The organism is Streptomyces spectabilis (genome assembly GCF_008704795.1).
Lineage (GTDB): Bacteria > Actinomycetota > Actinomycetes > Streptomycetales > Streptomycetaceae > Streptomyces > Streptomyces spectabilis.
In genome coordinates this window covers 2,630,615-2,652,741 of sequence record NZ_CP023690.1, presented here as the reverse complement: position 1 = coordinate 2,652,741, position 22,127 = coordinate 2,630,615, and the positions used below count along the sequence as shown (strand labels likewise).

Below are 22,127 nucleotides of genomic sequence, written 5' to 3'. Positions count from 1 at the left end.
TCAACCGGACGGCCGCAAGGCCATTTTCGCGCCCTCGGGGCGGCGCGCGCAGGGCGCTCGGATTGCTAATCCGTCCTAGAGAGGGGGCAGAGAGGGGAGCGGGCCGCCCTCGACGGTCAGGGCGGCGGCGAGCTCCGCCGGGTCGCGGCGGCCGGCGAGCCAGCCGAGCAGAGCGGGTGCCGGGCCGCTGACCGTGACCTCCGGCTTCTCCCCGCCCTCCAGGGCGCGGCCCGTGCTCCACGCGCGCGTGCCGTCGGTGACACGGGTCGCGGGGACGTCGGCCTTCCCCAGGAAGCGGTCCGCGAGGAAGGCGATCTCGCGCTCCACGAAGTCGGCGGGCAGGTCCTCCAGCTCGTACCCCACGCCCAGGTCGACGTGGTGCAGCTCCATCTCGATCCACCGCCGGAACGGCACCCGGGAGGCGGAGTCCGTGACGCCGTTGCGCAGCTCCACCGTCCGGGACCAGTCCGCGGGCCGGTCGGCCTCGTCCTGGAAGCGGGCCGCGGAGAGCCGCAGGTCCTCGATCTGCTCGGCCAGGGGGCGCGGCGCGCCCCGCTCGATGTCGCCGTCGCGCGCCTCGGCGCTCGCGTACATGGGGCGGCCTGCGAGAACGTTTACCAGCGCGTCGGCGTTGCGTGCCAGGTGGGTGAGGACGTGGCCGCGGCTCCAGCCCGGAAGCCGTGACGGCTCGGCGGTCGCGGCGTTGTCCCATGCGGAGACTGCGCTCAGCAGTCTTTCGGTCGCGTCACGTACAGACGCCAGGTCGCGCACATGATCAATCATGGGCCAGACGATAGCCCCGCCACACGTTCGGGTGAAGGCGGTGGAGCACCCCCTCAAATCGAATGTCCGTGCTATACGCTCGGTGGCGGCATCGGGCACTCTTGATGGTCCGGGTTTCATCAACCACAGGTTCCGGCCCGGCGTTGTCAGTGGGTCGCCCTAGTCTGTGAAGGACGGGGGCCCCGCCCCTGTCACTTCTCTCAAGAAAGGTGCGGACCGGCGTGGCCGACCGTCTCATCGTCCGTGGCGCGCGCGAGCACAATCTCAAGAACGTCTCGCTCGACCTCCCGCGTGACTCCCTCATCGTCTTCACCGGTCTGTCCGGATCCGGCAAGTCCTCGCTCGCGTTCGACACGATCTTCGCCGAGGGCCAGCGCCGGTACGTCGAGTCCCTCTCGTCGTACGCGCGCCAGTTCCTCGGCCAGATGGACAAGCCGGACGTCGACTTCATCGAGGGCCTCTCGCCCGCGGTCTCCATCGACCAGAAGTCGACCTCGCGCAATCCGCGCTCGACGGTCGGCACCATCACCGAGGTGTACGACTACCTGCGCCTGCTGTTCGCGCGCATCGGCAAGCCGCACTGCCCCGAGTGCGGCCGCCCGATCAGCCGCCAGTCGCCGCAGGCCATCGTCGACAAGGTCCTCGAGCTGCCCGAGGGCAGCCGCTTCCAGGTCCTGTCGCCGCTGGTGCGCGAGCGCAAGGGCGAGTTCGTCGACCTCTTCGCCGATCTCCAGACGAAGGGGTACAGCCGCGCCCGGGTCGACGGCGCCACCATCCAGCTCTCCGAGCCGCCCCAGCTCAAGAAGCAGGAGAAGCACACCATCGAGGTGGTCGTCGACCGCCTCACGGTCAAGGAGAGCGCCAAGCGCCGCCTGACCGACTCCGTGGAGACCGCGCTCGGCCTCTCCGGCGGCATGGTCGTGCTCGACTTCGTCGACCTCCCCGAGGACGACCCCGAGCGCGAGCGGATGTACTCGGAGCACCTCTACTGCCCGTACGACGACCTGTCCTTCGAGGAGCTGGAGCCCCGCTCCTTCTCGTTCAACGCGCCCTTCGGCGCCTGCCCCGACTGCACCGGCATCGGCACCCGCATGGAGGTCGACCCCGAGCTCCTCGTCCCGGACGAGGAGAAGTCGCTCAACGAGGGCGCCATCCACCCCTGGTCGCACGGCCACACCAAGGACTACTTCGCGCGTCTCGTCGGCGCCCTCGCCGACGCGCTCGGCTTCTCCATGGACATGCCCTGGGCGGGCCTCCCGCAGCGCGCCAAGAAGGCCCTGCTGTACGGCCACAAGACCCAGATCGAAGTCCGCTACCGCAACCGGTACGGCCGCGAGCGGGTGTACACCACCGCCTTCGAAGGCGCCGTCCCCTTCGTCAAGCGGCGCCACTCCGAGGCCGAGAGCGACTCCAGCCGCGAGCGCTTCGAGGGCTATATGCGCGAGGTGCCCTGCCCCACCTGTGAGGGCACGCGCCTGAAGCCGATCATCCTGGCCGTCACGGTGATGGGGAGGTCCATCGCCGAGGTCTCCGCGATGTCCATCAGCGACTGCGCGGACTTCCTCGCCCAGCTGAAGCTGACCGCCCGCGACAAGAAGATCGCCGAGCGCGTCCTCAAGGAGGTCAACGAGCGGCTGCGCTTCCTCGTCGACGTCGGCCTCGACTACCTCTCGCTGAACCGCGCCGCGGGCACCCTCTCCGGCGGCGAGGCCCAGCGCATCCGCCTGGCCACCCAGATCGGCTCCGGCCTGGTCGGCGTGCTCTACGTCCTCGACGAGCCCTCCATCGGCCTGCACCAGCGGGACAACCACCGACTCATCGAGACCCTGGTCCGGCTCCGCGACATGGGCAACACCCTCATCGTGGTCGAGCACGACGAGGACACCATCAAGGTCGCCGACTGGGTCGTCGACATCGGCCCCGGCGCGGGCGAGCACGGCGGCAAGGTCGTGCACAGCGGCTCCCTGAAGGAGCTGCTCGCCAACGACAAGTCCATGACGGGCCAGTATCTGTCGGGCAAGAAGGAGATCCCGCTCCCCGACGTGCGCCGCCCCGCCGACCCGAGCCGCCGGCTCACGGTGCACGGCGCCCGGGAGAACAACCTCCAGGACATCGACGTCTCCTTCCCCCTCGGCGTGCTCACCGCCGTCACGGGCGTCTCCGGCTCCGGCAAGTCGACCCTCGTGAACGACATCCTGTACACGCACCTGGCCCGGGAGCTGAACGGCGCGCGCTCGGTCCCCGGCCGCCACACGCGCGTGGACGGCGACGACCTCGTCGACAAGGTCGTCCACGTCGACCAGTCGCCCATCGGCCGCACCCCCCGGTCGAACCCGGCGACGTACACCGGCGTCTTCGACCACGTCCGCAAGCTCTTCGCGGAGACCACGGAGGCCAAGGTCCGCGGCTACCTCCCCGGACGCTTCTCGTTCAACGTGAAGGGCGGCCGCTGCGAGAACTGCTCCGGCGACGGCACCATCAAGATCGAGATGAACTTCCTCCCGGACGTGTACGTCCCGTGCGAGGTCTGCCACGGCGCGCGGTACAACCGCGAGACGCTGGACGTGCACTACAAGGGCAAGTCCATCGCCGAGGTCCTCGACATGCCGATCGAGGAGGCGCTCGGCTTCTTCGAGGCGGTCCCCGGCATCGCCCGCCACCTGAAGACCCTCCACGAAGTGGGCCTCGGGTACGTCCGCCTCGGCCAGCCCGCGCCCACGCTCTCCGGCGGCGAGGCCCAGCGCGTCAAGCTGGCGAGCGAGCTGCAGAAGCGCTCCACGGGCCGCACGGTCTACGTCCTGGACGAGCCGACCACCGGTCTGCACTTCGAGGACATCAGCAAGCTCATCAAGGTCCTGTCCGGCCTCGTCGACAAGGGCAACACGGTCATCGTCATCGAGCACAACCTCGACGTGATCAAGACGGCCGACTGGGTCGTCGACATGGGCCCGGAGGGCGGCAGCGGCGGCGGCCTCGTCATCGCCGAAGGCACCCCCGAGCAGGTCGCCGGAGTCCCCGCGAGCCACACGGGCAAGTTCCTGCGGGACATCGTCGTCGCCGACCGCATCAGCGACGCGGGCGCGCCGCCGGCGCGGCGCACGCGGAAGAAGGCGGCCGTCGCGGCCACCTCCGCCCCCGCGAAGAAGACGGCGACGGCCAGGACGACCAAGACCGCCGCCGCGAAGAAGGCGACGGCCGCCACCAAGGGCGCCGCCGAGAAGGCCCCCGCCAAGAAGGCCCCCGCCAAGAAGGCAGCCACGAAGAAGACCGCTGCCAAGAAGGCGGTCGCGAAGAAGGCCCCCGCGAAGAAGGCGACGGCACGCAGCCGCAAGGCCTGACCACGCGCGGGCCGCGAGGCCCGACCGCGCCAGGCCTCAGGCCAGGCCGCACACCAGGGACGCGCCCTCCGCAAGGACGGCGCGTCCTTGGCTTGTCGCGCGGCGCCCCACCGTGATCGGCTGAGGCAACCGGGACCGACTGCGCCCGGCGCCGGGACCCGTACGACGACCAGGGAGACGGACGAGATGCCCACACCCGCAGCGCCCGCCGTCCGCACCGAGCGGAGCGGATCCGTCACCACCGTGGTCCTCTCCCGCCCGGACGTACGGAATGCCGTCGACGGACCCACCGCCCGCGCCCTGGCCGACGCCTTCCGGGCCTTTGAGGCCGACCCGGACGCGTCCGTCGCCGTTCTGTGGGGCGAAGGCGGCACCTTCTGCGCGGGCGCCGACCTCAAGGCGATGAACACCCCGGACAGCAACGACGTCGCCGAGGTGGACGGCGTGCACGACGGCCCGATGGGGCCCACCCGCCTCGCGCTGACCAAGCCCGTCATCGCCGCGATCTCCGGGCACGCCGTGGCGGGCGGCCTGGAGCTGGCCCTCTGGTGCGATCTGCGGGTCGCGGAGGACGACGCCGTGCTCGGCGTGTTCTGCCGCCGCTGGGGCGTGCCGCTCATCGACGGCGGGACGGTGCGGCTGCCCCGGATCATCGGCGAGGGACGCGCCATGGACCTGATCCTCACCGGGCGCCCCGTGGACGCCGCCGAGGCCCTCGGGATGGGGCTCGTCAACCGCGTCGTACCGAAGGGCGCCGCCCGTGCCGCCGCCGAGCGGCTGGCCGCCGAGATCGCCGCGTTCCCGCAGACCTGTCTGCGGCACGACCGGCTCTCCGCCCGTGAACAGCACGGGCTGCCCGAACAGCGGGCGCTGGCGGGCGAGTTGCGGCACGGCCTGCACGCGCTCGCCGAAGCGGCCGAAGGCGCCGCCCGTTTCACCGCCGGAGCGGGACGGCACGGCGCCTTCGGTGACGGCTGAACGACGAGGACGACGAGGACGACGAGGACAACGGCAGCGACAGGGGGGCGGCGACGGCAACGGCGAGAGCGCGACGCCCCGGGCTACGCGTCGCCCTTCCCGGGCTCCAGGAACTGCATGTCCAGCTGGATCTTGACGACCTCACCGAGCATCCCGGGAGCGAAGGACAGGCCGTACTCGCTGCGCCGGATCTCGCCCGTCGCCTCGAAACCGGCGTGCCGGACGTCCCCGAACTCACCGAGCCCGCCGAACTCCACGGCGAGCGTCACCGGACGCGTCACCTCGCCGATGGTCAGCTCGCCCTCCATCGTCCAGTCCTCGCCGGCGCCGTGGAGGCGCGTCGAGCGGAAGGCCATCGTGGGGCGGCGCTCCACGTCGAGCAGGTCGGAGGCGCGGACGTGCGCGTCGCGGTCGGCGTTGCCGGTGTCGATCGACGCCAGCTGGATCGTGGACGTCACGGAGCTGGTCTCCAGGGTCTCGCCCACGACGAGCTCCGCGTCGAACTCGGCGAAGCGGCCCCGCACCTTGGAGATGCCCAGGTGGCGGATCGTGAAGTTCACCGCGGAGTGGAACGGATCGATGGCCCAGCGGCCCGCGGGCAGCGGAAGAGGGGCGGTGGCAACGGTGGCGTCAGCGGTTTCGAAGCTCATGCCGACCACTCTGGGACGGGCCGGGAGGCGGAGGAAGGCCGGGCTGAGACTGGTAGTGACAGGGCCACGATCCGGGCCCGCCACCCTCGTCACCCCCTGGTACGTTCGCGGGGTGAGCGACAACGAGTTGGGCGCCTTCCTGCGTACGCGCCGGGAAGCCGTCACTCCCACCGAGGTCGGCCTGCCCAGCGGGCCGCGCCGGCGCACCCCCGGGTTGCGCCGCTCCGAGGTCGCCACGCTCGCGGGCATCAGCGTCGAGTACCTCACCCGTCTCGAACAGGGCCGTGACCGCAACCCGTCGGCGCAGGTCCTCGGCGCGCTCGCCGACACGCTGCGCCTGACCATCGAGGAGCGCATCCACCTGCGCCGCCTCGAAAAGGCGAGCAACGGCGCCGACAACCCGTGCTGCACGGCGGCCCCGCCCCCGGCCCGGGAAGTGCGCCCGACCGTGCGGGCCGTCGTCGCCCGCCTGGAGCCCACTCCGGCCGTGCTGCTCAACCGGCTCAGCGACGTCATCGCGTACACGACGGGTTACGAACGCGTCGCCCGCCCGCTGGGGTTGCTCGACGGAGACCGGCCCAATCTGCTGCGGTTCGTCTTCACCGACGAGCGGGCCCGCACCGCCTTCCCCGAGTGGGAGCGCGTCGCCGACGAGCAGATCGCGCACCTCAGAAGCGAATCGCCGTTGATCGACCCCCATGTGCTGCAGTTCGTGGACGAGTTGACGGTCCTCGCCGGAGCGCCGTTCGCCGATCGCGTCCGGGCCGTGCCCGCGGTGCCGCGCCGCAGCGGTGTGCAGCGCCTCGCCCATCCGCAGGTGGGCGCCTTGCGGCTCGCGTACGAGTCGCTCGCCATGCCCGACGTCGACGGGCAGCGCCTGCTGGTGCACCTCCCGGCCGACGACGCCACGTCGGCCGCGCTCGACCGGCTGAACGGCCGCCAGCCGGGCGGCCTGCGCGCGGTCAGCGGCTGAGACGGCACGCGCGGACACACCAGCACGCGCGGACCGCTCGGGCGGACCCCTACGCGTCTACGCGTCCACCTCCGCGGCGTACGGCGGCTCGGCGCCCGCCCGTGAGCAGGTCACGGCCGCAGCGCGCGCCGCGAACCGCAGGACATCCGTCCACGCCCCGGCGTCGAGCTCGGCCACGGCGTCCGCCGAGAGCGCGTCCCGGGCGGCCAGGCCGTGCAGCAGCGCGGCGTTGACCGTGTCGCCCGCGCCGATCGTGTCCACGACGTCCACGGGGACGCCCGGCACGCTGATCTCGCCGCACGCGCGCGTGAGCACCGACAGGCCCTCGCCGCCCCGCGTGACCACGACGGCGGCGGGCCCGGACGCCAGCCACTCCTCGGGCGTGCCGCCCAGCCACCGCGCGTCCTCCTCCGACAGCTTCAGGAGCGCCACCGACGGCAGCCAGCTCTTGAAGCGGGCGCGGTAGGCGTCCGGGTCGCGGATGAGCCCGTCCCGGATGTTGGGGTCGAGGGCCGTGAACACGCCCTCCGCCGCCGCGCGCCGCATCAGCTCCTCGTACGCGCTCGCGCCCGGCTCCAGGACCATGGAGCAGGTTCCGAAGATCATGGCCCGGACGCCGTCGGGGAGCCGCGCGGGCGCGGCGAAGAGCCGGTCGGCCGTGCCGTCGACGTAGAAGGAGTAGTCGGCCGAGCCGTCCGCGGCGATCGAGGCCACGGCAAGGGTCGTCGGCTCGGCGCCGCGCTGCACCCACGAGACGTCGACGTCCGCCGCCCGCAGCCGCGCGAGCAGGGCCTCGCCGAACGCGTCGTACGAGATCCGGGAGCAGAAGGCGGCGGGGGAGCCGAGGCGGCCGAGCGCGACCGCGGTGTTGAAGGGGCCGCCGCCGAGCCGGGGCGCGAGCGGGGAGAGCCCCGCGCCCGCGGGCGAACCGGCGTCCTGCGGAACGAGGTCGATGAGGGCTTCACCTGCGGCGACTATCACTGAGAGGTCCTTTCCTGCGCTCCGCTTGCGCACAGGCTAGAGCCTGTGCGCGGGGCCGGACCGGGGCGGGCGGCACTCGGTCACGGCGCGGGCCGACACGGTCACGCCCGTGCCGGACGCGGTCCCGAAGGTCCGTAACGGTAGGGTCTGCCCCGTCGCCAAACCCTCCTGACCTGTGGAGACCTCATGTCCGGCACCCCCCACGCCCGTCGCGCCGTGCTGCGAGCGGCCGCGCTCGTCCCGGTCGCCGGGCTCGGTCTGACGGCCTGCTCGTCCGGCGACGGCAAGGGCAACCGCTCGGCGCCGACGGAGCCGGTGGACCTGGGCGCGGCCGACGAGGTGGCGGTGGGCGCCTCGAAGCTGTACGGCGACCACAACGTGGTGGTGAGCCGGATCGCGGACGACGAGTACAAGGCGTTCAGCACGATCTGCACGCACGCGCGGTGCCCCATCAACAAGCTCCAGGGCAGCAGGCTGATCTGCCACTGCCACGGCAGCCAGTTCGACGCGAAGAACGGCAAGGTGCTGAAGGAGCCCGCCGTCGCGCCCCTGGAGGAGCTGCCCGTGAAGGTGGCGGGCGGCAAGATCGTGGCGGGCCCCGGGGCCTGAGCGGGACCGGTGCCCGGGCGGGATCAGGGGCGGCGCCGGGCGGGCCCGGGCGCTCACTCCCAGTCCCACTCGATCCCGATGATCCCGGCCCGCACCTGCGGCTCCACGAGGTGCACCGACCGGTGGCTGCCGCTCAGCGTCAGCTCCCGGCGCCCCGCGCGCGGGGCGGCCGCCGAGTGCTGTGTGAAGCGATGGCAGCGCACGGGCAGGGCGCCCTTGGCGAAGCGGACCTGGAGGGCGTACTGGCCGCCCGCGAAGCTGAAGCCGCGGAAGTACTCGCCGCTCGCTCCGGCCGTGCCGTCCTCGAAGCCGTAGCGGAACATGTGCGTCTCGCCGGTGCGCAGCCGTGCGTCGAAGAGCAGCTCGGCCACCAGGACGCCGGTGTCGTGGTGCCAGCGGACGCGCCCGGTGCGGCAGTTGTCCAGGGCGAGGATCCGGGTGCGCTCGGGCGCGCAGCCGGGGTCGCCGTGGTGGATGGCGACGTAGCGGTCCACACCGTCCCGGTGCGCCCGCACGATGTGCTCCGAGTCGCGGCCGAGCAGCTCGCGGTCCGCGCCGATGCGGACGCGCTCGTGGTGGCCCACGGTGTGCAGGCCGCCGTCGAGCGGGGACCCCAACTCGGCCAGGAGCGCCTGCAGGACGTCGGCGGCCTCCACCAGGGAGCGGTACGAACGGGCGGGGGGCCGTTCCCCGTCGGGGCGCTCGTCGGCGCGGGCGAGCAGCCGGATCAGTGACTCCTCGGGGAGGTCGAGTATCTGCTCCAGGGCGCGGACGGCCCGCAGCGACTCGGCGCGCTGCGGGCGGCGGGCGCCCTGCTGCCAGTAGCTGAGGCTGGTCACCCCGACGCTGACGCCGTGGCGCGCGAGGTGGTGGCGGACGCGTTGCAGGGGCAGCCTGCGCGCGGCGATCGCCGCGCGCAGCGCGACGTGGAAGGGGCCGGTGCGCAGGGCGGAGGCCAGCTCCGCGGGGACGGTGTCCGCGAGGGGAGAGGCGGGCAGGCGGGTGGGGGGCTGCGTGGGGGAGGGCGCGGGCCGCACCGCTGGTCCTTTCTGTGAACGTTCACACAGACCGTGGGTGTGTACGCGCTGATCGGAGCGGGCGACCAGGTGAGCGTACGGCCGGTGTTCACAGGGGTGGGCTGTTGTTCACGGTTCCATTAACCCCGCATTGAAGCGTGTTGACCGGAAGTCAACAAGGCTTGATGCTCAATCCAGCGTCCGGACGCGTTCCTCCACCTCAAACCCCCACTGCTCGGGAGGACCGCGATGCACCACAGATCCAGCAACTCCAGTCGGCAAAGACGGCTGTCCGCCCTCGCCGTCGCCGTGACGGCCGTGCTGGCCGTGCCGACGGCCACGGCCGCGGCGGCCCCGCACGACACCTCGGCGCCGCGCTCCGCAGCGTCCTCCGCGTCGTCCCCGGCGGCCGGCGCCCGCGCCGCCGCGGAGCCGTCCGTCCTCGCCGCCAAGCGCCTGAACGTCACCATGCAGGCGCAGCAGAAGACCAACTGGTGCTGGGCGGCGGCGGGCAACACCATCGCCACCTACCTGGGCAAGAACTACTCCCAGAACCAGTTCTGCAACGCCGCCTTCAACCGCAGCCAGAACACCGAGTGCCCCAACAACCAGGCCACCCTGGGCAACGTCCAGAACGCCCTGGGCTGGATGGGCATCAACCGCGGCTCGTACGTCACCGGCTGGCTGCGCTACGACACCGTGCAGGCGGAGGTCAACGCCAACCGCCCCGTCGAGACCCGCATCCAGTGGTCCAACGGCGGCGGCCACATGCACACCATCTACGGCTACGACACCGCCAACAGCTGGGTGTACTGGGGCGACCCGTGGCCGTCGAGCGACCGGTACAACTGGGCGTCGCACTCCTGGTACGTCAACAACAACACCTTCTCCTGGACCCACTCGCTGTACCGGATCGGGGCGTGAGAGCGATGACCCGTCACCTGCCCCACGCCTCCGTGGAGAGCCGTTACGCCCGTGGCCGCCTCCTGAAGGCCGCGCTCGCCGGTTCCGCCGCCGCGCTGCTGCTCGGGGTCGCGGCGCCGCACGCCACCGCCGACTCAGGACCGGCGGCGCCACCCGCGCCCGCCGCGCCCTCCGAGGCCACCCGGGGCGCCGCCCACGACGCGGCCGAGGCCCCGGAGACCCTCGACACGCTCTCCCGGTTCTTCGCCCGTGACGGGGCGGTCAGCAAGGCGAAGGCCGCGCCGCGCGTGACGGGGGAGCGGGCCGTACCCGTCTACTACATGTCGCCCGACTTCGTCGCGGGCAAGCGGGGCGCACCGATCGCCCGCATGGAGTTCCTCGCCAGCGAGGCGGTCTCCTCCGACGGCCAGAAGGCGTCGCTGTGGACGGCCAGGCAGTCCGGCTCCTGGCAGGTGGTGAACATAGCCACCGGGAACGACGAGACGCGCTACGCGCGCGTGGGCGGCGACAAGCTCCCCGGCGGCACCGTCTTCCTGGAGCCCCAGATCAACGCCTGGTACGTGCAGAAGGGGGAGCGGGTCCTTCCGCTCGACCGGGACGCGATACGTGCCGTCGGCGCGAACGGCACCACGGTCGCCGCCTACCAGCGGCGGGTGCACAAGGCGTACGGGGACAAGCTGCCGGGATCCGCGTACGCGAAGTCCGGCAAGGCCGGAGGCTACGACAAGCCCGCGGCCGCGCCCGGTTCCGCGGGCAGGACCGCTTCCGCCGCCGGTGGCGCGGACGGTCCGGTGACCGTGGTGTCCTCGGTGGCCGCCGCCGGTGCCGCCGTCGCGCTCGGCCTGTCCGGGGTCGCGTTCGTCCGGCGTCGCTCGCGCCGCCTCGGCTGACGGGCCCGGCCCGCCGGCACGTCTCCCGCCCGCCCCGCCGGGGCGGGCGGGTCGTCCCGGTCGGGACGCGGGGATGTCACACCCCGCCAGTAGGCTGTCCGACATGGCCGACCCTTCCAGCTACCGCCCCAAGCCGGGACAGATCCCCGACTCGCCCGGGGTCTACAAGTTCCGTGACGAGCACCGTCGTGTGATCTACGTCGGGAAGGCCAAGAGCCTGCGCCAGCGCCTCGCCAGCTACTTCCAGGACCTGGCGAACCTGCACCCGCGCACGGCCACCATGGTGACGAGCGCCGCCTCCGTGGAGTGGACCGTCGTCGCCACGGAGACCGCCGCGCTCCAGCTGGAGTACACCTGGATCAAGGAGTACGACCCGCGTTTCAACGTCAAGTACCGCGACGACAAGAGCTATCCCTATCTCGCGGTGACGATGAACGAGGAGTTCCCGCGCGTGCAGGTGATGCGCGGTCAGAAGAAGAAGGGCGTGCGCTACTTCGGCCCGTACGGCCACGCCTGGGCCATCCGCGACACCGTGGACCTGCTGCTCCGGGTGTTCCCCGTGCGGACGTGCTCGGCGGGCGTCTTCAAGAACGCCGCCCGCACCGGCCGCCCCTGCCTGCTCGGCTACATCGGCAAGTGCTCCGCGCCCTGCGTGGACCGCGTCTCCGCCGAGGACCACCGCGAACTGGCCGAGGACTTCTGCGAGTTCATGACGGGCCGCACCGGCACGTACATCCGGCGCCTGGAGCGTCAGATGACGGACGCGGCCGAGGAGATGGAGTACGAGCGCGCGGCCCGCCTCCGCGACGACATAGACGCCCTCAGGAAGGCGATGGAGAAGAGCGCGGTCGTCCTGGCCGACGCCACCGACGCCGACCTGATCGCCGTCGCCGAGGACGAGCTGGAGGCCGCCGTCCAGATCTTCCACGTACGCGGCGGACGCGTGCGCGGCCAGCGGGGCTGGGTCACCGACAAGGTCGAGGCCGTCACCACCGCCGACCTCGTCGAGCACGCCCTCCAGCAGCTGTACGGCGAGGAGAGCGGCGACGCCGTGCCCAAGGAGGTGCTCGTCCCCGCGCTGCCCGACCCCGTGGCACCCGTCCAGGAGTGGCTCACCCAGCGCCGCGGGTCGAACGTGTCCCTGCGCATCCCGCAGCGCGGCGACAAGAAGGCCCTCATGGAGACCGTCGCGCGCAACGCCCAGCAGTCGCTCGTCCTGCACAAGACCAAGCGCGCCTCCGACCTCACCACCCGCTCCCGGGCCCTGGAGGAGATCGCCGCCGCCCTGGAGCTTGACAGCGCGCCGCTGCGCATCGAGTGCTACGACATCTCGCACCTCCAGGGCGACGACGTCGTCGCCTCCATGGTCGTCTTCGAGGACGGACTCGCCCGGAAGAGCGAGTACCGCCGTTTCCAGATCAAGGGCTTCGAGGGGCAGGACGACGTCCGGTCCATGCACGAAGTGATCACGCGGCGCTTCCGGCGTTACCTCGTCGAGAAGGAGAAGACGGGGGAGTGGTCCGCCGAAGAGGTCCAGGAGAGCCTGACCGAGGAGGACGGGCGCCCCAAGAGGTTCGCGTATCCGCCGCAGCTCGTCGTCGTGGACGGCGGCCAGCCGCAGGTCGCCGCCGCCCAGCGGGCCCTGGACGACCTCGGCATCGACGACATCGCGGTCTGCGGCCTCGCCAAGCGCCTCGAAGAGGTCTGGGTGCCCGGCGACGACGACCCCGTGGTCCTGCCGCGCACCAGCGAGGGGCTCTATCTGCTCCAGCGCGTACGAGACGAGGCGCACCGTTTCGCGATCACGTATCAGCGGTCCAAACGGGCCAAGCGGTTCAGGGCGAGCCCGCTGGACGCCGTGCCCGGCCTCGGCGAGTCCAGGAAGCAGACACTGATCAAGCACTTCGGGTCGCTGAAGCGGCTCAGGTCCGCCACCATCGACCAGATCTGCGAGGTTCCGGGCATCGGCCGCAAGACGGCGGAGGCCGTCCTCGTGGCCTTCGCCCAGGCGGCACCGGCGCCCCCCGCCGTGAACACCGCCACAGGAGAGATCATGGAAGACGAGGACCTCGCGGGGGCGGGAGACTCGGAAGAAGGCGAGGAGCCCGCACCGGCGGGAGACTCGTCCCACGACAAGGGGGCCACACCGACCGCGGCCCCGGATGAAGGCGGGACGGCCACGCACGTGGGCGTTCCGGAACGACGACGGGGGATGGAGACATGAGCGAGCACGACGAAGGCGGTACCCAGGTGAGTACGGGCACGACCATAGAGCCGGGCGAGGCCGCCGAAGCGGCCATCCCGGAGCTGGTCATCATCTCCGGCATGTCCGGCGCGGGGCGCAGCACGGCCGCCAAGTGTCTGGAGGACCTCGGCTGGTTCGTCGTGGACAACCTGCCGCCCGCGCTGATCCCCACCATGGTCGAGCTGGGCGCCCGCTCGCAGGGCAACGTGGCGCGCATCGCGGTCGTCGTCGACGTGCGCGGCCGCCGCTTCTTCGACAACCTCCGCGAGTCCCTCGCGGACCTGGAGTCCAAGCACGTCACCCGGCGCATCGTCTTCCTGGAGTCCTCGGACGAGGCCCTGGTGCGCCGCTTCGAGTCGGTGCGCCGCCCGCACCCGCTGCAGGGCGACGGCCGCATCGTCGACGGCATCGCCGCCGAGCGCGAGCTCCTGCGCGAGCTGCGCGGCGACGCCGACCTGGTCATCGACACCTCCAGCCTGAACGTGCACGAGCTGCGCGCCAAGATGGACGCCCAGTTCGCGGGCGACGAGGAGCCCGAGCTGCGGGCCACGGTGATGTCCTTCGGCTTCAAGTACGGCCTGCCGGTCGACGCGGACCTCGTGGTGGACATGCGCTTCCTGCCCAACCCGCACTGGGTCCCGGAGCTGCGCCCCTACACCGGTCTCAACGAAGAGGTGTCGGCGTACGTCTTCAACCAGCCGGGCGCCAAGGAGTTCCTCGACCGCTACACCGAGCTGCTCCAGCTGATCGCCGCGGGCTACCGCCGCGAGGGCAAGCGGTACGTGACCATCGCCGTGGGCTGCACGGGCGGCAAGCACCGCTCCGTCGCCACGTCCGAGAGGCTCGCCGCGAGCCTGTCCTCCGCCGGCATCGAAACGGTCATCGTCCACCGGGACATGGGGCGCGAATGAAGCCCAACCGCCGGGTGCTCCGTCTGAACCGCCTGGGCCGCAAGCGGGGCACCCAGCCCAAGGTCGTCGCCCTCGGCGGCGGCATGGGCCTGTCCGCCTCGCTCACCGCCCTGCGCCGCATCACCGGAGACCTCACCGCCGTCGTCACCGTCGCCGACGACGGCGGCTCCAGCGGCCGCCTGCGCCAGGAGCTCGGCGTGCTGCCGCCCGGCGACCTGCGCAAGGCGCTCGCCGCGCTGTGCGGCGACGACGACTGGGGCCAGACCTGGGCCCGGGTCATCCAGCACCGCTTCCAGTCCCGCGGCGACCTGCACGAGCACGCGGTCGGGAACGTACTGATCGTCGCCCTGTGGGAGCAGCTCGGCGACCACGTCCAGGCGCTCGACCTGGTCGGCAAGCTGCTCGGCGCGCACGGGCGCGTGCTGCCCATGTCGGCTGTGCCCCTGGAGCTCCAGGCGCTGGTCAGGGGCCACGACCCGGAGCGCCCGGACGACGTGGACACCGTGCGCGGCCAGGCCACCGTGGCGCTGACGCCCGGCGAGGTGCAGTCCGTGCACCTGGTCCCGCAGGACCCGCCCGCCGTCCCGGAGGCCGTGGCCGCCGTCCTGGACGCCGACTGGGTGGTCCTCGGGCCCGGCTCCTGGTTCTCCTCCGTGATCCCGCACCTGCTCGTGCCCGAACTGCTCGACGCGCTCACGGAGACGAAGGCCCGCCGGGTCCTGTCGCTCAACCTCGCGCCGCAGCCCGGAGAAACCGAAGGCTTCTCTCCGCAGCGTCATTTGGAGGTTTTGGCCCGACACGCCCCTAAACTCGCCCTGGACGTGGTGCTGGCCGACGAGGCCGCCGTGCCCGACCGTGGGTCCCTGACCGATGCCGCCAAGCGGTTCGGTGCCACGGTGGAGCTGGCGCCGGTGGCCCGCGAGGACGGCAGCCCCAAGCACGACCCGGAGCTGCTTGCCGCCGCGTACGACCGTATTTTTCGGATGCATGGAAGGATCGGCCCATGGCGATGACGGCAGCGGTGAAGGACGAGATCTCCCGGCTTCCCGTCACCCGGACCTGCTGCAGGAAGGCGGAGGTCTCGGCGATCCTGCGGTTCGCGGGCGGCCTGCACCTGGTCAGCGGCCGCATCGTGATCGAGGCGGAGCTGGACACGGCGATGGCGGCGCGCCGCCTCAAGCGGGACATCCTGGAGATCTTCGGACACGGCTCCGAGCTGATCGTGATGGCCCCGGGCGGCCTGCGCCGCGGCTCGCGCTACGTGGTCCGCGTGGTCGCGGGCGGCGACCAGCTGGCCCGCCAGACCGGCCTGGTGGACGGCCGCGGCCGGCCCATCCGCGGTCTGCCGCCGCAGGTGGTCTCGGGGGCCACCTGCGACGCCGAGGCCGCCTGGCGCGGGGCCTTCCTGGCCCACGGCTCGCTGACCGAGCCGGGCCGCTCCTCCTCCCTGGAGGTGACCTGCCCCGGTCCCGAGGCCGCGCTCGCCCTGGTCGGCGCCGCCCGGCGGCTGCAGATCGCCGCGAAGGCCCGCGAGGTGCGCGGCGTGGACCGCGTCGTCGTCCGTGACGGGGACGCGATCGGCGCCCTGCTGACGCGCCTCGGCGCCCACGAGTCCGTGCTCGCCTGGGAGGAGCGGCGGATGCGGCGCGAGGTGCGCGCCACCGCCAACCGCCTCGCCAACTTCGACGACGCCAATCTGCGCCGCTCGGCCCGTGCCGCCGTCGCCGCGGGCGCCCGGGTGCAGCGCGCCCTGGAGATCCTCGGCGAGGAGGTCCCCGAGCACCTCGCGGCCGCGGGCCGCCTTCGCATGGAGCACAAGCAGGCCTCCCTCGAGGAGCTGGGCGCGCTCGCCGACCCGCCGCTGACCAAGGACGCCGTCGCGGGGCGCATCCGCCGTCTGCTCGCGATGGCCGACAAGCGGGCCCAGGACCTGGGCATCCCCGGCACGGAGTCCAATCTGACCGAGGACCTGACCGAGGAGATGGCGGACAACCTCGCCGTCTGACGGACCGTCCCGCCGGACCCGCCCGACAGGGCCGGTCCGGCGGAGCGCTTTCCGGGGCCCGGAAGGCGCTCCGGAGGCGTCCGAAACGCGGAATTTGCGCTCACCCGTGCACGAGGTGAAACGGGTGAGCGGCATGGTGAGCGTGGTGCTTCTCACTACCGGACGGTATTGCCTTCGAGGGGTCCTCTCGATGTCACCCGGAGGCCTTCGGAGAGGTAGGGTCGGAGGCGGTCGGGGACATCCCAATACAACTCGCCGGCGTCTCAGACCGGCGTACCAACGAGGAGATCGGTTCGTGACGATCCGCGTAGGCATCAACGGCTTTGGCCGCATCGGTCGTAACTACTTCCGCGCGCTCCTTGAGCAGGGTGCGGACATCGAGATCGTGGCTGTCAACGACCTGGGTGACACCGCGACCACCGCACACCTGCTGAAGTACGACACCATCCTCGGCCGCCTCAAGGCCGAGGTGTCCCACACCGAGGACACCATCACCGTCGACGGCCACACCATCAAGGTGCTGTCCGAGCGCAACCCCGCCGACATTCCGTGGGGCGAGCTGGGCGTCGACATCGTGATCGAGTCCACCGGCATCTTCACCAAGCGCGAGGACGCCGCCAAGCACCTCGCCGGTGGCGCCAAGAAGGTCCTCATCTCGGCCCCGGCCAAGAACGAGGACATCACCATCGTGATGGGCGTCAACCAGGACAAGTACGACGCGGCCAACCACCACGTCATCTCCAACGCCTCCTGCACCACCAACTGTGTGGCGCCGATGGCGAAGGTCCTGGACGAGAACTTCGGCATCGTCCGCGGCCTGATGACCACCGTGCACGCGTACACGAACGACCAGCGCATCCTGGACTTCCCGCACTCGGACCTGCGCCGCGCCCGCGCCGCCGCCGAGAACATCATCCCGACCACCACCGGTGCCGCCAAGGCCACCGCCCTGGTCCTGCCGCAGCTCAAGGGCAAGCTGGACGGCATCGCCATGCGCGTCCCGGTCCCCACCGGCTCCGCCACCGACCTGGTCGTCGAGCTGCAGCGCGAGGTCACCAAGGACGAGGTCAACGCCGCGTTCAAGAAGGCCGCGGACGGCGAGCTCAAGGGCATCCTGTACTACACCGAGGACCCGATCGTGTCCTCGGACATCGTCAGCGACCCGGCCTCCTGCACCTTCGACTCCTCCCTGACCATGGTCCAGGAGGGCAACTCGGTGAAGATCCTCGGCTGGTACGACAACGAGTGGGGCTACTCCAACCGCCTCGTCGACCTCACGGTCTTCGTCGGCGGTCAGCTCTGAGGCGCGAGCGCGCTTAGAGCAGGCACCCCGATGTGAGCAGCAGGGTCCGGACCGTTAACGTCCGGACCCTGCAGCATGTCAAAGCCCTCTCCGGAGCCCCTTCTCAAGGAGTCCCTCTCTATGAAGACGATCGATGAACTGCTCGCCGGCGGTGTCGCGGGCAAGCGGGTCTTCGTCCGCGCGGACCTGAACGTGCCCCTCGACGGCACCACGATCACCGACGACGGCCGCATCCGCGCCGTCGTGCCCACCGTCAAGGCCCTCGCCGACGCGGGTGCCCGCGTGGTCGTCGCCTCGCACCTGGGCCGCCCCAAGGGCGCCCCGGACCCTGCCTTCTCGCTGGCCCCGGCCGCCACCCGTCTCGGTGAACTCCTGGGCGCGGACGTACGGTTCGCCACCGACACGGTCGGCGACTCCGCCAAGGCCGCCGTCGCGGACCTGGCCGACGGCCAGGTCGCGGTCGTGGAGAACCTGCGCTTCAACGCGGGCGAGACCAGCAAGGACGACGCCGAGCGCGGCGCCTTCGCGGCGCAGCTCGCCGAGCTGGCCGACGTCTACGTGGGCGACGGCTTCGGCGCCGTGCACCGCAAGCACGCCTCCGTCTTCGACCTGCCGGGCAAGCTGCCGCACTACGCGGGCTACCTGATCGCCACCGAGGTCGGCGTCCTGAAGAAGCTCACCGCCGACGTCAAGCGGCCGTACGCGGTCGTCCTCGGCGGCGCCAAGGTCTCCGACAAGCTCGGTGTCATCGACCACCTCCTGGAGCGGGCCGACCGCATCCTCATCGGCGGCGGCATGGCCTACACCTTCCTCAAGGCCCAGGGCCACGAGGTCGGCATCTCCCTCCTCCAGGAGGACCAGATCCCGGCGGTCAAGGGCTATCTGAAGCGTGCCGAGGAGCGCGGCGTGGAGTTCGTGCTCCCCGTCGACGTCCTGGTCTCGGCGGACTTCCCCGACCTGAAGACCAAGGCTCCGGCCCACCCCACCACGGTCGCAGCCGACGCCATCCCGGCGGACCAGGAGGGCCTCGACATCGGCCCGGAGACCCGTAAGCTCTACGCCTCGAAGCTCGCCGACGCGGCCACCGTCTTCTGGAACGGCCCCATGGGCGTCTTCGAGCACCCCGATTACGCCGAGGGCACCAAGGCGGTCGCCCAGGCCCTCCTCGACTCCCCGGCCTTCACGGTCGTCGGCGGTGGCGACTCCGCCGCCGCCGTGCGCCAGCTGGGCTTCGACGAGAAGGCATTCGGCCACATTTCGACCGGCGGCGGCGCGTCCCTCGAATACCTCGAGGGCAAGACGCTCCCCGGCCTCGCCGCACTGGAGGACTGACCCTGATGAGCACGCGCACGCCGCTGATGGCGGGCAACTGGAAGATGAACCTCAACCACCTCGAGGCCATCGCGCACGTCCAGAAGCTCGCGTTCGCGCTCGCCGACAAGGACTACGAGACCGTCGAGGTCGCCGTCCTGCCGCCGTTCACCGATCTGCGCTCCGTGCAGACCCTGGTCGACGGCGACAAGCTCAAGATCAAGTACGGCGCCCAGGACATCTCGGCGCACGACTCCGGCGCGTACACCGGTGAGATCTCGGGCCCGATGCTCTCGAAGCTGAAGTGCACGTACGTGGCCGTCGGCCACTCCGAGCGCCGGCAGTACCACAAGGAGACCGACGAGGTCTGCAACGCCAAGGTGAAGGCGGCCTTCAAGCACGGCATCACGCCGATCCTGTGCGTCGGCGAGGAGCTGGAGGTCCGTGAGGCGGGCAACGCCGTCGCGCACACGCTCGCCCAGGTCGAGGGCGGCCTCAAGGACGTCCCGGCCGAGCAGGCCGAGTCGATCGTGATCGCGTACGAGCCCGTCTGGGCCATCGGCACCGGCAAGGTCTGCGGCGCCGACGACGCGCAGCAGGTCTGCGCGGCCATCCGCGGCAAGCTCGCCGAGCTGTACACGCAGGAGCTCGCGGACCGGGTCCGCATCCAGTACGGCGGCTCCGTGAAGTCCGGCAACGTCGCCGAGATCATGGCGAAGCCCGACATCGACGGTGCCCTGGTGGGCGGCGCGAGCCTGGACACGGACGAGTTCGTCAAGATCGTTCGCTTCACCGAGCAGTGAGTATGCGCTAACGCCGTTACGACGTACCCTTGCGGGGGTCGGGGCTTGAAATGTGAGCGGAAATCGCTCGCGGAGTAAGCTTCGGCCCCCGTCGTCGATTCAGATCCGAGGAAGTTGGTCCAGCCGTGGTTATGGGGTTCTCGATCGCCCTGATCGTCTTCAGCCTGCTGCTGATGCTGCTGGTGCTGATGCACAAGGGCAAGGGCGGCGGCCTTTCCGACATGTTCGGTGGCGGAATGCAGTCGTCGGTCGGTGGCTCCTCGGTCGCCGAGCGCAACCTGGACCGCATCACCGTCGTGGTCGGTCTGCTCTGGTTCGCCAGCATTGTCGTGCTCGGCATCCTGATGAAGGTCAACAACTGACAACAGGAACGGGCCGCTTGCCACATGATCGCGGCCACGCCCTGAAGTCCCGCTCATAGCCCCATGTTCCGTACGCGCCCGCGCGCGCGGCCTATCATGGGGCTTGCGTGTCGGGGTGGGGTGTAACTCCCAACACTGGACGCGCGTTGGGCCTTACGTAGACTGAGGCGCCCGCAGCGGAGCCGGCAGTCGACCCCGCGGCGCAGCCGCCGTTCGAACAGGCAGCACCATCACGCAGGGAGTTACGACCGTGGCAAGTGGCAACGCGATCCGAGGCAGTCGGGTCGGGGCGGGGCCGATGGGCGAGGCCGAGCGCGGTGAGTCCGCGCCGCGACTGCGCATCTCCTTCTGGTGCTCCAACGGGCACGAGACGCAGCCCAGCTTCGCCAGCGACGCGCAGGTCCCCGACACATGGGACTGCCCCCGCTGCGGCTTTCCGGCAGGTCAGGACCGGGACAACCCCCCGGACCCGCCGCGCACCGAGCCGTACAAGACCCACCTCGCGTATGTGCGCGAGCGACGCAGCGACGCGGACGGCGAGGCGATCCTCGCCGAGGCGCTGGCCAAACTGCGGGGCGAGATCTAGAAGTTGAGAACCGGCCGGGCACCGTGAGGTGCCCGGCCGGATCCGTTTCGGCGTCGCCCCGCCGCAGCCCGCCGTCGGTGCGGAACGCGCAGGTCAGCGTGTGTTCCGTCGGCCGTTGTCAGTGGTGCCCCCTACCGTGGTGCGTGATCGTGAACCACGCGGTGGACGGGGGGAGTTGTGAAGGCTGCGGAGACCGCGCAGGCCGACGTCGACGGCGCGCGGAGCCTCGCCTGGCGCGGGGGATTCGGGAGGCTGTGGAGCGCCGCCGTGCTCTCCAGCTTCGGCGACTCGCTGCGCAAGGCGGCCCTGCCGCTGCTCGCCGCGTCGCTCACCGACGATCCGCTGCTCATAGCCTCCGTGACCGCCTGCGGCTATCTGCCGTGGCTCGTCTTCGGGCTGCTCGGCGGCGCCGTCGCCGACCGCGTGGACCAGCGGCGCGCCATGTGGCGGGTGGACGTGGCGCGCGGTGTGCTCGTCGGGGTCTTCGCCCTCGCCGTGGCGCTCGGCCACGCCTCCATCGGCCTGCTCATCGCGCTCGCCCTGGTGCTCACGACGTTCCAGACGCTGTTCGACAACGCCGCCACGGCCCTGCTGCCCGCCCTCGTGGACCGCTCCGCCCTGGGCAGTGCGAACGCCCGGCTGCTGACCGGGCAGCAGCTCGTCGGCGGCCTCCTCGCCGCGCCCGTGGTGCCCTTCCTGATCGCCGCGGGCCCCGGCCTGCCGTACGCGGTGGACGCGGTGACGTATCTGGTGGCGGCCGCGCTCGTGGCCTCCCTGCGCACGCCCGCGCCCGCGCATCCGCCCAGACCCGCCGGGGCCACCCTGCGGTCCGACATCGCGCACGGCCTGCGGGCCCTGGCGGGGGACCGGGTGCTGCGGGGGCTGTGCGCGGCCACCGCCGTGGGCAACGTCGGCATAGGCGCGCTCCTCGCCACCCTCGTCGTCCTCGTCACCGACTGGCTGCACGCCGGCAGCGGCGGGTACGCGGCGGCCATGACCGCGTACGCGGCCGGGAGCCTCGTGGGCGGGGCGCTCGCCGGGCGCCTCGCGCGGCGGCTCGGGCGGGTCCGCGGCGTGCTCGCCGCCGGGACGGCCCAGATCGCCGCGCTCGTGGCCATGGGCACGGTCCGCGACATCACGGCCCTGACCGCGAGCATGGCCCTGTTCGGCGCCATGGGGATGGTGTGGAACGTGAGCACCCACACCTTGATGCAGGAGCGGGTGCCCGTCGCCGTGCTCGGGCGCATCAGCGCGGCGTTCCGGACCCTGGCCCTCGCGGGGGCGCCGCTCGGGGCGATGCTCGGCGGGGCCGTGGCCGCGCTCCGGGGGCCCAGTGCGCCGATGCTGCTCGCGGCCGCCCTGTTCGCGCTCTCGGTCGCCGTGCTCACCCCTGTTCTCAAGTCGGCCGACAGCGGGCAGACGGCTCAAACCGCACGCTGATCAACTAGGTTGGGAGGGC

At 71.7% G+C, this 22,127-nt stretch carries 20 protein-coding genes; 16 read left to right on the top strand and 4 right to left on the bottom strand.

The window, feature by feature from the left end:
- Positions 1-75 precede the first annotated feature (75 nt).
- Positions 76-783, bottom strand: coding sequence for a maleylpyruvate isomerase family mycothiol-dependent enzyme (locus CP982_RS11415; protein WP_150510414.1), 708 nt, complete (start codon positions 781-783; stop codon positions 76-78).
- A gap of 221 nt (positions 784-1,004) precedes the next feature.
- Between CP982_RS11415 and uvrA the strand changes: the two genes are divergently transcribed.
- Both uvrA and CP982_RS11405 read left to right on the top strand, forming a co-directional pair.
- On the top strand, positions 1,005-4,121 hold the full coding sequence (gene uvrA / locus CP982_RS11410) for an excinuclease ABC subunit UvrA (RefSeq protein WP_150510413.1): 3,117 nt from the start codon (positions 1,005-1,007) through the stop codon (positions 4,119-4,121).
- A 186-nt stretch (positions 4,122-4,307) separates the two neighbouring features.
- Complete coding sequence (locus tag CP982_RS11405; protein WP_150510412.1) at positions 4,308-5,099, top strand: crotonase/enoyl-CoA hydratase family protein; 792 nt, start codon at positions 4,308-4,310, stop codon at positions 5,097-5,099.
- 83 nt (positions 5,100-5,182) lie between these two features.
- Here CP982_RS11405 and CP982_RS11400 read toward each other — a convergent pair whose 3' ends face one another.
- Positions 5,183-5,749 carry a YceI family protein gene (locus CP982_RS11400; RefSeq protein WP_150510411.1) on the bottom strand — a complete coding sequence of 189 codons (567 nt, stop codon included), beginning with the start codon at positions 5,747-5,749 and terminating at the stop codon, positions 5,183-5,185.
- A 112-nt stretch (positions 5,750-5,861) separates the two neighbouring features.
- Here CP982_RS11400 and CP982_RS11395 point away from each other — a divergent pair, with 112 nt between their 5' ends.
- Positions 5,862-6,722, top strand: coding sequence for a helix-turn-helix domain-containing protein (locus CP982_RS11395; protein WP_150510410.1), 861 nt, complete (start codon positions 5,862-5,864; stop codon positions 6,720-6,722).
- Positions 6,723-6,779: 57 nt separating this feature from the next.
- Here CP982_RS11395 and CP982_RS11390 read toward each other — a convergent pair whose 3' ends face one another.
- Positions 6,780-7,703, bottom strand: coding sequence for a carbohydrate kinase family protein (locus CP982_RS11390; protein WP_150510409.1), 924 nt, complete (start codon positions 7,701-7,703; stop codon positions 6,780-6,782).
- Positions 7,704-7,889: 186 nt separating this feature from the next.
- On the opposite strand from CP982_RS11390, the gene CP982_RS11385 reads away from it, so the two are divergent.
- A complete protein-coding gene (locus CP982_RS11385; protein ID WP_150510408.1) occupies positions 7,890-8,312 on the top strand; it encodes a Rieske (2Fe-2S) protein in 423 nt (140 codons plus the stop codon).
- 53 nt (positions 8,313-8,365) lie between these two features.
- Here the strand turns inward: CP982_RS11385 and CP982_RS11380 are convergent, their stop codons facing one another.
- Positions 8,366-9,310, bottom strand: a complete 945-nt coding sequence (locus CP982_RS11380) for a hypothetical protein (RefSeq protein WP_150515423.1) — start codon at positions 9,308-9,310, stop codon at positions 8,366-8,368.
- A 267-nt stretch (positions 9,311-9,577) separates the two neighbouring features.
- Here CP982_RS11380 and CP982_RS11375 point away from each other — a divergent pair, with 267 nt between their 5' ends.
- From CP982_RS11375 to CP982_RS11320, 12 genes are all read left to right on the top strand, one after another.
- On the top strand, positions 9,578-10,252 hold the full coding sequence (locus tag CP982_RS11375; protein WP_150510407.1) for a papain-like cysteine protease family protein: 675 nt from the start codon (positions 9,578-9,580) through the stop codon (positions 10,250-10,252).
- 5 nt (positions 10,253-10,257) lie between these two features.
- Positions 10,258-11,142, top strand: a complete 885-nt coding sequence (locus tag CP982_RS11370; protein ID WP_150510406.1) for a hypothetical protein — start codon at positions 10,258-10,260, stop codon at positions 11,140-11,142.
- Between the two features lie 103 nt (positions 11,143-11,245).
- Positions 11,246-13,366, top strand: coding sequence for an excinuclease ABC subunit UvrC (gene uvrC / locus CP982_RS11365; RefSeq protein WP_229879499.1), 2,121 nt, complete (start codon positions 11,246-11,248; stop codon positions 13,364-13,366).
- Positions 13,363-14,298: an RNase adapter RapZ gene (gene rapZ / locus CP982_RS11360; protein WP_150510405.1), complete on the top strand. Its 936-nt coding sequence runs from the start codon at positions 13,363-13,365 to the stop codon at positions 14,296-14,298. The genes uvrC and rapZ overlap by 4 nt, the downstream gene beginning before the upstream one ends.
- The gene (locus tag CP982_RS11355; RefSeq protein ID WP_150510404.1) at positions 14,295-15,311 is read left to right on the top strand and encodes a gluconeogenesis factor YvcK family protein; all 1,017 of its coding nucleotides are present in this window, start codon (positions 14,295-14,297) and stop codon (positions 15,309-15,311) included. The genes rapZ and CP982_RS11355 overlap by 4 nt, the downstream gene beginning before the upstream one ends.
- The gene (whiA, locus tag CP982_RS11350; protein WP_030687891.1) at positions 15,302-16,303 is read left to right on the top strand and encodes a DNA-binding protein WhiA; all 1,002 of its coding nucleotides are present in this window, start codon (positions 15,302-15,304) and stop codon (positions 16,301-16,303) included. Before CP982_RS11355 ends, whiA begins: the two co-directional genes overlap by 10 nt.
- Positions 16,304-16,598: 295 nt before the next feature.
- A complete protein-coding gene (gap, locus tag CP982_RS11345) occupies positions 16,599-17,606 on the top strand; it encodes a type I glyceraldehyde-3-phosphate dehydrogenase (RefSeq protein ID WP_150510403.1) in 1,008 nt (335 codons plus the stop codon).
- Positions 17,607-17,726: 120 nt separating this feature from the next.
- Positions 17,727-18,938: a phosphoglycerate kinase gene (locus tag CP982_RS11340; protein WP_150510402.1), complete on the top strand. Its 1,212-nt coding sequence runs from the start codon at positions 17,727-17,729 to the stop codon at positions 18,936-18,938.
- A gap of 5 nt (positions 18,939-18,943) precedes the next feature.
- Entirely contained in the window at positions 18,944-19,720 is a 777-nt protein-coding gene (tpiA, locus tag CP982_RS11335) for a triose-phosphate isomerase (protein ID WP_150510401.1), read from the top strand.
- Between the two features lie 131 nt (positions 19,721-19,851).
- On the top strand, positions 19,852-20,082 hold the full coding sequence (gene secG, locus CP982_RS11330; RefSeq protein ID WP_030358806.1) for a preprotein translocase subunit SecG: 231 nt from the start codon (positions 19,852-19,854) through the stop codon (positions 20,080-20,082).
- A gap of 250 nt (positions 20,083-20,332) precedes the next feature.
- Complete coding sequence (locus tag CP982_RS11325) at positions 20,333-20,668, top strand: RNA polymerase-binding protein RbpA (protein WP_003957010.1); 336 nt, start codon at positions 20,333-20,335, stop codon at positions 20,666-20,668.
- Positions 20,669-20,845: 177 nt separating this feature from the next.
- Positions 20,846-22,108 carry an MFS transporter gene (locus tag CP982_RS11320; RefSeq protein ID WP_150510400.1) on the top strand — a complete coding sequence of 421 codons (1,263 nt, stop codon included), beginning with the start codon at positions 20,846-20,848 and terminating at the stop codon, positions 22,106-22,108.
- Positions 22,109-22,127 lie beyond the last annotated feature (19 nt).

What these genes read in the sequence shown, in the direction of transcription:
- CP982_RS11355 (WP_150510404.1), top strand. Translation starts at nt 14,295, where the DNA reads ATGAAGCCCAACCGCCGGGTGCTCCGTCTGAACCGCCTGGGCCGCAAG.
- rapZ (WP_150510405.1), top strand. Translation starts at nt 13,363, where the DNA reads ATGAGCGAGCACGACGAAGGCGGTACCCAGGTGAGTACGGGCACGACC.
- CP982_RS11400 (WP_150510411.1), bottom strand. Translation starts at nt 5,749, where the DNA reads ATGAGCTTCGAAACCGCTGACGCCACCGTTGCCACCGCCCCTCTTCCG.
- uvrC (WP_229879499.1), top strand. Translation starts at nt 11,246, where the DNA reads ATGGCCGACCCTTCCAGCTACCGCCCCAAGCCGGGACAGATCCCCGAC.
- secG (WP_030358806.1), top strand. Translation starts at nt 19,852, where the DNA reads ATGGGGTTCTCGATCGCCCTGATCGTCTTCAGCCTGCTGCTGATGCTG.
- CP982_RS11375 (WP_150510407.1), top strand. Translation starts at nt 9,578, where the DNA reads ATGCACCACAGATCCAGCAACTCCAGTCGGCAAAGACGGCTGTCCGCC.
- tpiA (WP_150510401.1), top strand. Translation starts at nt 18,944, where the DNA reads ATGAGCACGCGCACGCCGCTGATGGCGGGCAACTGGAAGATGAACCTC.
- whiA (WP_030687891.1), top strand. Translation starts at nt 15,302, where the DNA reads ATGGCGATGACGGCAGCGGTGAAGGACGAGATCTCCCGGCTTCCCGTC.
- CP982_RS11385 (WP_150510408.1), top strand. Translation starts at nt 7,890, where the DNA reads ATGTCCGGCACCCCCCACGCCCGTCGCGCCGTGCTGCGAGCGGCCGCG.
- CP982_RS11415 (WP_150510414.1), bottom strand. Translation starts at nt 783, where the DNA reads ATGATTGATCATGTGCGCGACCTGGCGTCTGTACGTGACGCGACCGAA.
- CP982_RS11340 (WP_150510402.1), top strand. Translation starts at nt 17,727, where the DNA reads ATGAAGACGATCGATGAACTGCTCGCCGGCGGTGTCGCGGGCAAGCGG.
- CP982_RS11370 (WP_150510406.1), top strand. Translation starts at nt 10,258, where the DNA reads ATGACCCGTCACCTGCCCCACGCCTCCGTGGAGAGCCGTTACGCCCGT.
- CP982_RS11405 (WP_150510412.1), top strand. Translation starts at nt 4,308, where the DNA reads ATGCCCACACCCGCAGCGCCCGCCGTCCGCACCGAGCGGAGCGGATCC.